The 13,727-nt window shown below is 37.6% G+C and carries 11 protein-coding genes; 5 read left to right on the top strand and 6 right to left on the bottom strand.

What is annotated here, in order from left to right:
• Positions 1-34 precede the first annotated feature (34 nt).
• Positions 35-511 (top strand): citrate lyase holo-[acyl-carrier protein] synthase, encoded by a 477-nt coding sequence (gene citX, locus D1B17_RS03215; RefSeq protein WP_240704446.1) that lies wholly within the window; start codon positions 35-37, stop codon positions 509-511.
• Positions 502-1,314, top strand: coding sequence for a triphosphoribosyl-dephospho-CoA synthase CitG (gene citG / locus D1B17_RS03220; RefSeq protein WP_120143068.1), 813 nt, complete (start codon positions 502-504; stop codon positions 1,312-1,314). The genes citX and citG overlap by 10 nt, the downstream gene beginning before the upstream one ends.
• A gap of 294 nt (positions 1,315-1,608) precedes the next feature.
• Here citG and D1B17_RS03225 read toward each other — a convergent pair whose 3' ends face one another.
• From D1B17_RS03225 to D1B17_RS03235, 3 genes are all read right to left on the bottom strand, one after another.
• A complete protein-coding gene (locus D1B17_RS03225) occupies positions 1,609-2,034 on the bottom strand; it encodes a hypothetical protein (protein ID WP_120143067.1) in 426 nt (141 codons plus the stop codon).
• Positions 2,035-2,869: 835 nt separating this feature from the next.
• Complete coding sequence (locus D1B17_RS03230) at positions 2,870-5,194, bottom strand: SpaA isopeptide-forming pilin-related protein (RefSeq protein WP_120143066.1); 2,325 nt, start codon at positions 5,192-5,194, stop codon at positions 2,870-2,872.
• A gap of 666 nt (positions 5,195-5,860) precedes the next feature.
• Entirely contained in the window at positions 5,861-8,410 is a 2,550-nt protein-coding gene (locus tag D1B17_RS03235) for a YhgE/Pip domain-containing protein (protein WP_120143065.1), read from the bottom strand.
• A 144-nt stretch (positions 8,411-8,554) separates the two neighbouring features.
• Here D1B17_RS03235 and D1B17_RS03240 point away from each other — a divergent pair, with 144 nt between their 5' ends.
• The 3 genes from D1B17_RS03240 to D1B17_RS03250 all read left to right on the top strand — a co-directional run bounded on the left by D1B17_RS03240 (position 8,555) and on the right by D1B17_RS03250 (position 12,131).
• Positions 8,555-9,145 carry a TetR/AcrR family transcriptional regulator gene (locus tag D1B17_RS03240; protein WP_120143064.1) on the top strand — a complete coding sequence of 197 codons (591 nt, stop codon included), beginning with the start codon at positions 8,555-8,557 and terminating at the stop codon, positions 9,143-9,145.
• A gap of 375 nt (positions 9,146-9,520) precedes the next feature.
• Positions 9,521-10,801: an RNA polymerase factor sigma-54 gene (gene rpoN / locus D1B17_RS03245; RefSeq protein ID WP_120143063.1), complete on the top strand. Its 1,281-nt coding sequence runs from the start codon at positions 9,521-9,523 to the stop codon at positions 10,799-10,801.
• Between the two features lie 400 nt (positions 10,802-11,201).
• Positions 11,202-12,131, top strand: coding sequence for an AEC family transporter (locus tag D1B17_RS03250; RefSeq protein WP_120143062.1), 930 nt, complete (start codon positions 11,202-11,204; stop codon positions 12,129-12,131).
• Positions 12,132-12,190: 59 nt separating this feature from the next.
• Here the strand turns inward: D1B17_RS03250 and D1B17_RS03255 are convergent, their stop codons facing one another.
• From D1B17_RS03255 to D1B17_RS03265, 3 genes are all read right to left on the bottom strand, one after another.
• Positions 12,191-12,526 (bottom strand): ArsR/SmtB family transcription factor, encoded by a 336-nt coding sequence (locus D1B17_RS03255; RefSeq protein WP_120143061.1) that lies wholly within the window; start codon positions 12,524-12,526, stop codon positions 12,191-12,193.
• Positions 12,527-12,576: 50 nt separating this feature from the next.
• Positions 12,577-13,146 (bottom strand): cadmium resistance transporter, encoded by a 570-nt coding sequence (locus D1B17_RS03260; protein ID WP_120143060.1) that lies wholly within the window; start codon positions 13,144-13,146, stop codon positions 12,577-12,579.
• 233 nt (positions 13,147-13,379) lie between these two features.
• Positions 13,380-13,616 carry a hypothetical protein gene (locus D1B17_RS03265; protein WP_120143059.1) on the bottom strand — a complete coding sequence of 79 codons (237 nt, stop codon included), beginning with the start codon at positions 13,614-13,616 and terminating at the stop codon, positions 13,380-13,382.
• Between the last annotated feature and the right edge of the window lie 111 nt (positions 13,617-13,727).

The raw sequence follows: 13,727 nt of genomic DNA on the forward strand, positions 1-13,727 counted from the left end.
TATTGCCCATGTTTTAAATAATCGTGATGCCCGTGTGTTAGAACAGAAGCAGTTGTTAAGCCAAGTGAAAAGTAATCAATCATTAGTCAGTGCTAAGTTGAATACTCCCGGTCCCATTAAAAACAATTATTATTTAGCCGACTTTTTTCAAAAAGGATTAAATATCTTTTTACAAGGGATGAAAGTTGACTATCGATTATTGTGGGACGTTGCCACTGGTTCTGAAGCTTTCTTAATTGTTGCTGGCGAGGCGAAAGATATTAAAAAAATTGCGATTGAATTTGAGGATAGCAATGAATTTGGCCGCCTGTTTGATATCGATGTCTTAGTGGTTGATAATGGTGTTATTCGTCCGTTAAGTCGGCAAGAGTTTGCCCAGCCAGAACGGAAATGTTTAATGTGTGATAAACCGGCCAAAGTTTGTGCCCGCAGTCGCACACATAGTGTTGAAGCTATGCAAGCTTATATAAATAAACTAATTAATAAAAATTTGGAGATCTTATGGAATTAAGGACACGTTTAGCCAACGCGGCATTGAAAGCTCTATTATACGAAGTAGATGTACAACCTAAACCAGGTTTAGTTGATCCGGTCGATCATACGACCCATTTAGATATGGATGTGTTTACTTTTATCGACAGTGCTGTGTCATTACGACCATACTTTGAACGCTTTGCTCAGGCAGGAATTGATTTTGCTGGTGAAGATTTAACGAAACTTTTCCATGAAATTCGTCCAATTGGGATGGAAGCTGAAAAAGCAATGTTTGAAGCTACTGGGGATATTAATACCCATAAAGGAGCCATTTTCTCCTTGGGAATTTTGTTGGCGGCAGCCGGCTTCGATGAGAAAAATATCCGTCAGACAACTGAGAGAATGTTGCGAGGACTAACTGAACATGATTTCAAAGATCTCGATAAAAAGAAACAATTAACTAATGGTGAGAAGATGTTTCTACAATATGGCATTACAGGCATTCGTGGAGAAGCCGAACGTGGCTATCCAACCGTGTTTGAAAAATCGTTGCCATATCTTAAAGCTCACTTTGGCAATGATTTTGGAACAGTCTTATTAGATACCTTGATGGTGATTGTTTCTGAATCATACGATTCCAATGTTGTGAAACGTGGAAACCTTGAGTCATTAGAAAATATTCAAAAATATGCTGAGAATATTTTAGTAGAAGGTGGTTGTAGCCATACTGAGGGTCGTGAAACACTCGACGATATGAACAGTTACTGCAATGAAAACAATTTGAGCCTCGGCGGAAGTGCCGATTTACTGATTGTTACAATTTTCTTGTTTTTGATATAAAAGGCTTGAGGTAAAAATGCCGCAGGGGGACGAAACGAATAAGTCGCTGTGAGGACCGATTCGAGCCAAAGAGCGGTCTCGAATCTCGATTTCGAACTTCGCATAACCCGCGGATTTCAAAATACGTCCAGTGGAGTAAGTGATAAATCGCCAACACCACTACCACTGCTGACTTATTCGTTTCGTCACCCTGCTAGTGTATTAAGTTCAAAATAAATAATTATTGATATCCAGAAAAAACGTCTATGGAAGAAAGTTTAATTTCTTTCATAGACGTTTTTTTGATTTAATATTCTAAAGCCAAGTACTGTCATTGACCTGAACTAGCTTATCTTTGGATTCTTTGTAGTAAGTGCTATGTGTAAATGCATCGGCGCTACCAATTGAACAAACGGTGCCTTCTGCTAGATGTTTGGATAACTTTTGACCTTTTAGATTGTAAAGAACAGCTTTAGTTGTCGTTTCTAGGCGAAAGTCATTAGGTGAATCTGTTTCAATCATGCTGGAATCAGTTTGTGTATCTTTAGTTAGAATCTTCACATCACTAGCTTTAACCAATTCATCTTTGCCGACACGGTAGTAGAATCCTTGAGGCGTTAGGTCCTTATAGGAAGTGGTGGTCGCTGCTTGAGCTGTATCAGTCAATGCCGGAATACTTGTCACACCAGTACCGATGATTAGTAGGGAAGTTAAAAGAAGCATCTTTTTTGTCAATTTCATAGGTTCTACCTTCTTAGATTTTATAAAATCTTTTTTCAACAATAACTAGAATTTTTTAATATCCTGTTATTAAAAAACATCATAGCTTATCGGATATTGAATGTCGTGTAGAGAGTATAGCCATTCGGTATACAACCAGAAGATTAAGGTCTCAAAGTAGATTTCAGGTTATGGTGTCTTAGTTTTTCATAGTGTAAATATAATATTTACTGTATAATTCAGATTTAATATCGAGCTTGGGGCAAAACTGCTGTCGTCTTTAAACATGCAGTATAAACGTGGAACAAAACATAGCTTTTTCCGCTTAAAACAATGGGGCCAGTAATTTAAAATTGGATTACTAGCGATATTTGCCTTAATACCACGAAAACTGACCATATTTTGTCCCACTCTCAACAAGTAAACTAGCCGGAAGAAGCAAAGAAATCAGGTCGCAGTGCAGGTGGCGTTATGGCTTTAGTCATTACACCACGGGACGAGTTTTGAAATTCGCGTACTTTGCGAAGTTCAAAATCGAGCCGAAAGACCTTGGCTTTCGGCGGTCCCCATAGCGACCTGATTTCTTTGCTCCTGGAGGCGGCATCAAAAAGAAAAATCCCCCAACAAGTTTGAATTAATCAAATTGTTAGAGGATTTTTACTTTAAGCAAGTTTCTTGATCAGATGTTTGAGTAAAACAAACAATGCGATGAAGAAACCACTGATAATCATAAGTAGATTATTTTCATTACCATTTTGTGGAAATTCAGCTTGACCGTAGCCAATACCAGAATTTGCTCCAGGTTTCTTGCCGACGCTTGTTGAACCACCGTTGTTATTATCAGTCGATGGATAAACTACGCTAGGGCCAGGATTTGGACTTGGTTTACTTGGTTCAGTTGGACCAGGGTTTGTGACAGGAGGTTCTGGTTTGCTTGGTTCAGTAGGTCCGGGATTAGTAACAGGGGCTTTGGTTTGCCAGGTTCAGTCGGACCAGGGTTAACAGGAGGCTCTGGCTTACCGGGTTCAGTCGGAGGACCAGGGTTAACAGGAGGCTCTGGTTTACCGGGTTCTGTAGGGGGACCAGGGTTAACGGGAGGCTTTGGTTTACCAGGTTCAGTCGGAGGACCGGGGTTAGTAGGAGGTTCAGTAACGCCGGGTTCAGTTGGCTTTTGTTTATCGGTTGCTTGAACTTTGCTTTCCATATCTTTTGTTACAGTAAATTTGATAGGATCTGGATTTACTTCATAACCTTCAGGAGCAGCTACTTCAACGAATGAATAATCTCCAGCTACTAATTGTGGAACAGTAATTTGACCATTCTTATCAGTAGTTAGATTTTCGTAAAGTACATTACCTTGACTATCTAACAAGTTATAAATTGCTCCAGGTAAAGTATTTTTTAGAGTAGCGTCAAATTTAGTTAAAACAACACTACCAGTATCAGAATCAGAATGTAATTCATTATTGAGCTTTTCCAATTCTACCGGTGTTGTTTGGTTAGGAAGAACAGTGAATAAAATTGGGGTATCGTCAGGGATATAGCCTGTAGCAGGACTTGTTTCGACAAACTGATATTCGCCAGGGGTTAAATCAGAGACGGAGATTTGACCACTCCCATCGGTAACAAGACCTTCTTTAATGATGTTGCCATCTTTGTCGAGTAAGTTGAATGTTGCTCCAGCAATTGTGGCATTTGTTAAAGCGTCAAGTTTCTTTAGGATAACAGCACCTTTCTCAGCAGTATCTTTTTGCTCAGCAGTGATGTCGAGGACCTTATTGTCAGGGATAGTAAATTCGATTGGGTTAGGGTTTAAGGTGTAGCCATCGGGAGCTTTAACTTCTGTTAGGGTGTAAGTACCGTAAGGAAGATCAGAGATGACTAATTTACCAGTTTCATCAGTTGTGGCATCAGCGGTAATAACTTTGCCCGTGCTATCTTTTAATTCATAGACAGCGCCCGCTAAAGCTTTTCCGGTGACATCGTCTGTTTTAGTTAAGGTAATGGAGCCAGTCTTTTGATCACCGTTACCAGTACCAGAACCACCCCAAGAAGTTGAGGAGTCTACTTCGTAATCACCTTCGCTGGAACCCATAGTTGCATGGTTAGTCCAAGTATTGGTTCCATCAGGGTTTGCGGTTACTTTGGTACGATAGAAAATATCAACTGAAGTAGTAATTTTGTCAGGAAAAGTGATAATGACTTTGTTGCCATCAGTAGTAACGGTAGGTGATAGATAGTAACCATCACTGACGAAATTACCATTTTCAAAATGTCCAGCAATAGCGGTTAATGAGCCGGGGATATATTCTTGGTTGGGACCCAGTGTATCTGTAATAACAACATTAGTTAAAGTATTGCTATTAGGGTTGAAAGCAATGTTCCAAGTTAGTTCATTGGGAGCTCCCTCCAAGCCATAAGCGGCAATCCAACCATTTTTGTTGAACATCCAGTTATTACCTTCGTTACCAGATCCAGTATTGGTACCTTTGGCAATGAACTGTAAAGTACCATGACGATTCTTGCTAGTGTGCTCTAGGGCATCATTGAAAGTAATGGTACCAGTTGATTGACCAGCTTTAATCGTAGCGGTACCGATTTTTACATTATTTGAATCAAAAATAGGAAATGTTAGATCACTAGGTGGAGCTAGTCCACTAGGTAATTCAAAAGGAACAGTATCGCCAGAATTGATTTGAACACCATCAGGGATACTCCAGTTATAATTGATTTTGAAATCTAACCAAGTATATAGGTCATCTGATGGCTTAACAGGGTTTCCTTGCATATCAGTTACGATAGCATCGGCACCAGTCAAACCTGAGACAGATAATTCGACTTTAGGAATAGTAGTATTGCCGGTAGTAGTAATCGTAGCTGTTGTTGTCGTAGTTGTTGCTTTAGCAACTGGAGTTGCGGTAGTTGTACTTGCCGTAGGAGTGGTGACAGCCGGTGCTGTCGTATTAGAAGCAGTAGCAGTTGTAACACTCTTTAGAGCAGTGCTACTAGTCGATCCAGGTGGAGTAGTTGTTGCTGTGGTAGTTACTGGTGGAGATTGAGTTGTAGCCGCCTCAACAATTTGAGCGTCAGGCATAATTAGAAACCAAAAGGCAATGAATAAACCTAGGATAGCCATGACTATAATAGACATCGCTATGTATTCTCGTTTAATTAATTTCATTTTTTCAGGCCTCCAGTAAAAACGGAGTAATTATTATTTAGAATGTAATATACGTTATTCGTTATTACGCTGAAATTATATGGCTTATTAAGGTAGAAAGTAAAATAACTGAACCATTTATTAACTTGTACCGCTATCATAACTATTTAAATGTATACCAATTGTAAATAATCAAGAAGATAATCTGATGCTGGAGGCCTTTATGACTCGTAATTATGACGGTTAATAGCTAAATGATAAAGTCGATATTTAATATACAGCTTGTCATTATTTGGACAATTATTAGTATACTAATCGGCATGTTTTACAAATTGAGATAGGTGATTTTTGATAGAGGCTTTGAATAATTTTGTGTGTTTTACCAAAGATTGAAGTAATACATTAAATCCTAATACTCTAGTTATCAATTACATAGAATTAGCAAGTTTTATCTTGTAACAATTCAAATCATTCAATTTATTTGTTCAGGATTAGGGAGAAACTAGCCGGAAGAAGCACGAAAAATAGGCCGCTGTGCAGGTGGTGTAAGAGCTTTAGCTCTTACACCACGGGACGACTTTTGAAATTCGCGGATTTTGCGAAGTTCAAAATCGAGACGAAAGACCTTGGTTTTCGTCGGTCCCCACAGCGACCTAAATTTTCTTGCTTCTGGAGGTATGAATAATTTTAAACCTCAGAATGTTCAGCGGCTTCCTTAGTAAAGTCTATTTCGTTGAAACGAGATTTTCTGATGATAAAGAAGATGATGGTCAAAACAGCAAAACTAATCGTGATGGCAAGAATCGTAAAGATATCAGGGTTTGCAGAATCACCAATCATTAATGTTTGTCTTAGTGCAGAAACGCTATAACTCATTGGTAGATAGGGATGAATAGCATTGAAGAAGTGGTTGGAAAGTTGGATTGGATAAGTTCCGGCAGAGCCACCAAGTTGGAAGACTAAGAGAATCATACTTAGGAAGGAACCAACTTTACCCAAAACGAGATTCAACCAACAAATGATCGACATAAACATCAGGCTAGTTAAAAATAAGACGATGAAGGTTGGAAAAGTCTGGACTGGCTTTAGTCCGTCAATCAAATTCAAGAGGATGAAAACGGCTAATGATTCGCCTAAAGCAAAAGTACCGGTAGTTGTTGCCTTGCTGGCCCACCAAGCGATACCAGTTCTAGGGAACTTTCTAGGTGTGTAAATATCAAACATTAAGTTGAACGCTAGGGCGCCGACAAAGAGAGAGACTGACAACATGTAAGGAGCCATACCAGTTCCATTGTTTGGTGCTTTGTCACGTTCTTTGTGATTGGTCGTTACAGGTTGAGCCAGTTGATTATATGTTAGGTTGGTTGGTCTTAAATGGGATTTTTTAGCTCCAGCAGCCAATTGTTTTGCTAAAGTTTGATTACCAGAAGTAATTTGATTAATGCCTGATCCTAATTGAGTTGAACCGGTTGCTAAATTTTGTGAACCACTGGCTAATTGTGAAGCCCCACTAGTCAATGTATTTGCGCCATTGCTTAATTTTAGGCCATTAGTACGTAGTTGAGTCAGACCAGAATTTAAGTTATTAGCTCCGTTATCTAATTGTGAAATACCTGAAGTTAAACTAGGTATTTGTATATTCATGGCATTGATGCCACTACTTAAAGCTTTAGCTCCAGTGTTTAAAGCCGAACCATTATTAGCTAATTGGTTAGTGCCCGAATGTAGCTGGGATGTACTGTGAGCTAGTTTAGAAGTATTGAGGTTAACTTCTCCGATACCGGTATTTAGTTGATTCATGCCAACAGTAGCAACGCCTAATTGATTTGTTAATTGAGTTGAACCGTTAGTTAACTGGGAAATTTCAGTGGATAAATTATTTTGCGAGTTTGAAAGGGAGCTTTGTAATGTATCAAGCTGGTTGGCGGCGGTTGTCTGTTTCGTCAGAAGGATGTTTAGGTCAGTATTTAATGTATCTAAGGATTGGGTCAGTTCGGTATTAGGACTACTTACAGCGGCTAAGATTGCTGCCTTTTGACTAGCAGTCAGTCCTTGTTGATCGGCAACTTGAGCAACTTTGGATGTGAGACTGGCGGAGTCTAGCTCTTTTTGTAAACTGTTTAAATCAGTTTTGATTGCTTGAGCCTGATTGGAATCATTATTGGCTAATTGTTGTTTTAAATTAGTAATGGAATTGTTTAATTGGGTTGAATTAGAAGTTAGACCAGAACTGACTTTTTGCAAGTTATCAGTTAGATCTTGACTGGCAGCTTGCAATTTGGATAGACCGGAATTTAAGGTCGTGGCACTGGTTGATAACTGGGAAGTTCCTTGACCTAGATTGTTGGCACCTGTTGATAAAGTATCGGTGGCTGCATTAAGTTCGCTGACGCCGTTTGTATAGTTTTGTAAACCAGTAGTTAAGCTGTTGCCACCACTAGATAGTTGATTGGCACCATTAACTAACGTGGCCGACTTGTTATTTAATTGATTAAGACCATTAGTCAAAGTTTGTGATCCGTTTGAAGCTTGATTGACACCTGCCATGTATTGCTCAAGACCAAGTGTGAGAGTTTTAGAACCATTAGCGAAAGTCAGGGAACTGTTAGCTAGTGTGGTCAATCCCGTAGTTATTTGTTGATTGGCATCGGCTACTTTGGTACTTCCAGAAACTAATTTTCGACTGCCATTTGCGGCCGTAGCCATACCTTTAGAAACTTGTTTAATCGCGGTAAACATGGTTTTAGAGTATGTCTTGGTAACTTGTTGAGAGACTTCTTGAGCAGCTTTTTGAGCGGCTTGGGCAGTCATTTTAGAAGCAGTGAAGTTATGACCAGCACTTGTTTCATAATTTAAAACCATTTTTTGAGGCTTTTTATTAAGCAAGGTTGTCGCATTTTTAGAAAAGTTTTTGGGAATGGTGATAACCATATAATATTTGCCATTTTTAAGTCCCTTATTGGCAGCAATGTTGGAATCGAGAACATGAAAGTCCATCGCTTTTGATTTACTGAGATTTTTGGTTAAATCTTGGCCAACGTGTAAGTTTGTTCCTTGATAATTAAGACCTTTATCATGATTGACGACGGCCACGGGTAAATCTTGTAATTCACCATAAGGATCCCACATAGATTTAAGGAAGGTGACTGAATAAATCGAGGGGATAAAAATCATTACTATGAAAACTATGACCATTAATTTATGTTTGAGGATATATTTCCATTCTGCTTTGATCATTTTTCTGCCTCTTTGTAAAGTATGTTATAGTTGACTCGAAATAATACTCAACTGTGGCTTAAATAATAACGTAAAAAAATTTTAAGTCCACAACATAAATACACAATCTGTGTAATATCTTTTTTTGAAGGCTAGGGAATTATAATGAAAAAAGTTGATTTACGTGTTCAGAAAACAAACCAAGCGCTACAAGCGGCGTTTCGTACCTTGGCAAGTAAGACTAGTTATCGCAATATTACCGTTAAAGAATTAACGGAAACAGCTCATATTAATCGCAAGACATTTTATCTACATTTTGATTCGATTGATGATTTTTCCGATACAGTAGTCGATGAAATTGCCGATAAGTTGTTGGAATTGATGCTATCCAAGCCCTTAAGTCAAGGTTTGGCCGAACCAGGCTATATTTTTGATAAAGTGTTGGATTTCTTCCAAGAGTCACGTGAGTTTTATACATTAATGATGACCTCAGATGATTACAGCTTTTTAGCCAGAAAAGTTGAGATAAAAATTGCTAGAGGATTGTCGCAAGCTTTGTATGCGGCTTTTGATATATCAGAGTTAGATGCCTTTGTCTGTGCCAATTTTTTGATTCGAAATACAATGTTACTGTTTAGAATTTATAATGAAAATCGAATGAGGTTGGATCGAAATGAATTCCGAGATCGATTGATTCGGCTGGATTCTAGTGGTTTAAGTACCTTTATTGATGTGAAGCGAAATATTAGAAAATAAATTTTTTTGAGAATAAATACAAATTAATGAAAAAGCGCTATCATTATAGTAGTTATTAAATTGGAAACGCTTTTAGATGGTCGCCTCCAGGAGTCAGAAAAATAAGTCGCTGTGGGGAACGATTGGAGCCAAAAAGCGGTCTCCAATCTCGCTTTTGAACTTCGCCAAGTACGCGAATTTCAAAAGTCGTCCCGTGGTGTAGGCACTAAAGTGCCAACGCCACCTTCACAGCGACTTAATTTTCTGACTCCTTCCGGCTAGGTTATTTTCAAATTTTCTGGTCATTGGGACGATGTCATAATAACTAACTGGAAAATAATTTATAAAATATTTTGTGATACTTAATTATTAGTCAATAGAGAGGAAGTGAACCTGATGGAGCTTAAACAGAATTTAAACCAAAAACAAGTTCAAGGGTTATCTTTGACGCAAGGGATGCGCCAATCAATTTTAATTTTGCAATCGGATGCCATTGATTTGGCTGATTATTTGAATGAACAGAGTTTGGAGAATCCGCTGTTTGACGTGCGGGTCAATTTAGATATGCCATTTATTGATAACGAGGGTAGTGGTTCATATCAAATTAAAGATGAGCAACAATCGTTGTTTGAATACTTATTAGATCAAGTTCAATTGACGATGCGTAAAACACCATTACGTGATTTGGTAGTTTACTTGATTGAGCAGCTTGATCCGAATGGTTATTTAACGCTATCAGATGATGAAATTTTTGATGAGGTAGACGATATTACCCCAATTATGTTGTTGGATGCGAAGACTTTGTTGCATCAACTCGATCCTCCCGGGATAGGGGCTCGTGACTTACAAGAATGTCTTTACTTACAAGCTGAAGCTGATAATGCTAATAAAGCTATTATGTCGATGTTGAGTGATAATTTTGAATTATTTACTAAGCATGAATGGAAGAAGTTAAAGCGTGCTCTAAAAATCTCCAATGCTGAATTACAAGAGGATATCAATTTTATTCAGTCATTATCCGCAAATCCTGGTCAACGTTATACATCACAAAATGAACAATACGTCGTTCCAGAGTTAGCTGTTAAGAAAAATGGTGACAAGTTGACGTTATCAATAACTAAATATGGTCAACCACAGTTGATTTTTGCGGAGGAAACGTATGATAATTTGGTTAAATCAACTGATGAGGATGTTAAGAAGTATATTCGGGATAAATATAATCAATATCAAACATTGGAATATAATTTACAACGCCGCATAGATACAGTCTCAATTATTGGCAAGTGTATCGTGAAGGCTCAATATAAATTCTTCATGCAAGAAACAGATTCATTGGCACCATTATTGATTCGGGATGTGGCACAAAAGTTACAAATGAGTGAATCAACCGTTAGTCGGACAATTAATGGCAAGTATATTCAAACTGACTTTGGTATTTTTGAATTGAAACAATTCTTCTCACGTCGTAGTAAAGTCACTGTAGGTGAAGCCCAATCGGTTGATCAAGTGAAGAATAAAATCAAAGGTATTTTGAACGATGAAGATAAGAAGAAACCATTGAGTGACCAAAAGATTTCCGATATGTTGAAGGAAGATGGCTTACAGATTGCCAGAAGAACTGTGGCAAAATATCGTGAGCAATTAGGTTATCCATCAACAAGCCGCCGTCGAATTTAATCAAAAAAGTTAGATAATTTTTCTGGATTTATATCAGAAAAAGGTATCTAACTTTTTTTACGTCCTATTCCATAACTGAAAGTGAAAAGAACAGATTTTGGATTGCTGGGGAGGTTTGCTTTAAGTAATAATATTGAATATTAAATAATACACTAGCTGGAGGATGCAACGAATAAGTCAGCAGTGGTAGTGGTGTTAGCAATTTATTGCTTACTCCACAGGACGTATTTTGAAATTCGCGGGTTATGCGGAGTTCAAAATCGAGATTCTAGACTGCTTTCTGGCTAGAATCGGTCCTCACAGCGACTTATTCGTTGCATCCTCCAGCGGCATACATAGCAGCTCTTTCTTTTTGGCATGAAATATTTGTATAATGAATTAACCGAGGGGAGTACATCATATGAATATTGGACAATTGATCAATCAAATTGTTTTGATGTTTTGTTTAATGCTAGTTGGGGTTTTAATTAACAAATTAAAATTTATGCATTCACAAACATCGAGCGACTTAACAAATGTATTATTGTATATTGTTTCGCCATGTTTAATTATTAATGCTTTTGAGCAACCGTATTCAGGCAGCCGAATCAAACAATTTTTGCTAGCAATTGCAGGCGTGTTTTTACTTTATATTATTGAAATTATCGTAGCTAAATTAGTTTTTGGTCGTTTGAAAAATCAAAATTTACGTCGGATAACACAGTATGGCAGTATTTATTCAAACGCTGGGTTCATGGGGATACCGTTGATTAGTTCATTATTTGGTTCTGAAGGTGTTTTCTTTGCCGTCGTATCATTGGCAGCGTTCAATATTTTTAGTTGGACACAGGGTGTGTCACTGTTTAAAGATAATGATAATGGGGTGGTGGAGAAAACTGATTGGCGTCAAGTGTTGCTGAATCCTAATATTCTAGCCATTTTCCTAGGTATTTTATTATTTATTTTTTCAATCAAGATACCATCCACGCCTAATCAAGTTATCAAGTATGTTGGTTCAGTTAATACGCCACTTTCGATGATTGTGATTGGAAATAGCTTAGCAAATATCAAATTCAGTCGTGATATGTTGAATAAAGAAATTGGGTTGACTATTTTATTACGTAATTTATTGTTTCCCATTATTGGAATTGTTTTGTTGAAAGTTATCGGTGTAACGGGAATAGCTTTTTATACGACGGTAGTAATGGCAGCTTGTCCGGTAGCTGGATTGGTCGTGTTGTTTACCTTACAAGTTGAGGGTGATACTGCACCAGCCATTTCACTGATGAGTTTATCAACTATTTTGAGCTTAATTACGATACCGTTAGTATTTGCATTGGGAAGTTTGTAAAAAATAACCTAAGATTGGTTTTAGTGAGAATTCACCAGAAATCAGTCTTAGGTTATTTTTTATTCGCCATGCTTTTTACCACGGATAACGTGATCAGCATGTTCTAACATTTCGTTGATGACGTCCAAAATATGTGGATCGTCTAACCGATAATAGTTAAATTTGCCTTCTTTTTTTGAGCTCACCAACTGGTGCTTTTTTAAAATTGATAGCTGGTGAGAGACAACCGATTGCTCCAAATCAAGCGCTTGGCCGATTTCATTAACGTTTAAAGTGTTGTCTTCCAAAAGCTTTAGCATTTGCAAACGATTGGGGTTGCTGAGTAATTTAAAGATTCGTTCAGATTCGATTAAATGTTTAGAATCAATCAATTTAACTTGCTCTTTTTTAGCCATTGTTATAAGTCCTTTGCTAAGTCTTACATATAGTATACAGCAGGACTACTTTAAAATAGGGCAATAAGGTGACTGATTAATCCACTATCCCAAAAGACGTACAAACCGATAAGGACGTAGCAGATTTTCATAAGCTTTTCTCCATGAGCTTCCATAACTTTAGAAACGACTGGCATATCAGCAACTAATTTGATTAGCAGAACAACTAAAATAGTTAAAGTACCGATAAAAACTAGGGTAATGAGGAAGTTAGTGATTGTTTCACCAACCAAAACGGGTAAGAAAATTGAGAGATTGCAACCGGCACAGACAGATAAATAGGTGACCAAAGTGCTGATTGTTTCAGACTTATTAGTTGTCTTTTGATTATCATCATCGTCATCATCATCGTGAAAGGCCATGTAAATTGGTAATATCCCCAGTATTCCCAAAACCCACTCAGGCAGAAAGGCAGCTAATGCTTTACCGACAACGAAACTGGCAATCAGTAAAATAATATTTCCTAAGAGATAGCCCCAAATAACGTGTGATAGTTTATATTTTTTCAGCAAAAAAATTAACATGAAAAAGAAATCCAAATTGACACTTAAAAAGGTTAAAGCCAAGATCCAATAGTTCATAGAAATCTCCTTTGATACATATGTCATATATGACATATGTTAATTACAACATATATCATACCTTAACTGAAATAGATTGCAACCAAAAAAGGGAATCTATCCGAGTAATAAAAGTTGGAAATAAGCTAAAAGATGGCTAGTTTTTTCCGCTTAAAGCAAAAATAGTCCCAGCAACCCCAAACCGGATTACGGAACTATTTGCCTTAATGCTCGAAAGCTGAACATCACTTCCTTTAATTTTTCAAAATATCTCTAAAGAAATCTAACGTAATATCAAATAAGGGCTTCAGGATGGCAACAATCATCAAGGTCAAATCGACGAATAACAGTTTAATCATCCAAGCTACTGACATATCGGTCGTAAAGTGGAAGTAGAGGGCGAAGAGGCCCAAGAATACCGCCACGAATGCAAAAATATAAATAACAATTAGGCCAATCAATTCTTCTGTTTCGTTTTCCTTGTGTTCCATAATAATCTCTCCTTTGAAGCCGAGCGCAAATCTAAGCTATTAACACCCCACGTTTTGTATACGCTTACATTATACCATTCTTAAGACTAAAAAAGACGTTAATCCCATGTT

Origin of the sequence: Companilactobacillus zhachilii, assembly GCF_003606365.2 — a bacterium.
Lineage (GTDB): Bacteria > Bacillota > Bacilli > Lactobacillales > Lactobacillaceae > Companilactobacillus > Companilactobacillus zhachilii.

Bases quoted from the DNA above. Each gene is read 5' to 3' on its own strand.
- D1B17_RS03265 (WP_120143059.1), bottom strand. From the start codon at position 13,616: ATGGAACACAAGGAAAACGAAACAGAAGAATTGATTGGCCTAATTGTT.
- rpoN (WP_120143063.1), top strand. From the start codon at position 9,521: ATGGAGCTTAAACAGAATTTAAACCAAAAACAAGTTCAAGGGTTATCT.
- D1B17_RS03225 (WP_120143067.1), bottom strand. From the start codon at position 2,034: ATGAAATTGACAAAAAAGATGCTTCTTTTAACTTCCCTACTAATCATC.
- D1B17_RS03240 (WP_120143064.1), top strand. From the start codon at position 8,555: ATGAAAAAAGTTGATTTACGTGTTCAGAAAACAAACCAAGCGCTACAA.
- D1B17_RS03230 (WP_120143066.1), bottom strand. From the start codon at position 5,194: ATGAAATTAATTAAACGAGAATACATAGCGATGTCTATTATAGTCATG.
- citG (WP_120143068.1), top strand. From the start codon at position 502: ATGGAATTAAGGACACGTTTAGCCAACGCGGCATTGAAAGCTCTATTA.
- D1B17_RS03235 (WP_120143065.1), bottom strand. From the start codon at position 8,410: ATGATCAAAGCAGAATGGAAATATATCCTCAAACATAAATTAATGGTC.
- D1B17_RS03250 (WP_120143062.1), top strand. From the start codon at position 11,202: ATGAATATTGGACAATTGATCAATCAAATTGTTTTGATGTTTTGTTTA.
- D1B17_RS03260 (WP_120143060.1), bottom strand. From the start codon at position 13,146: ATGAACTATTGGATCTTGGCTTTAACCTTTTTAAGTGTCAATTTGGAT.
- D1B17_RS03255 (WP_120143061.1), bottom strand. From the start codon at position 12,526: ATGGCTAAAAAAGAGCAAGTTAAATTGATTGATTCTAAACATTTAATC.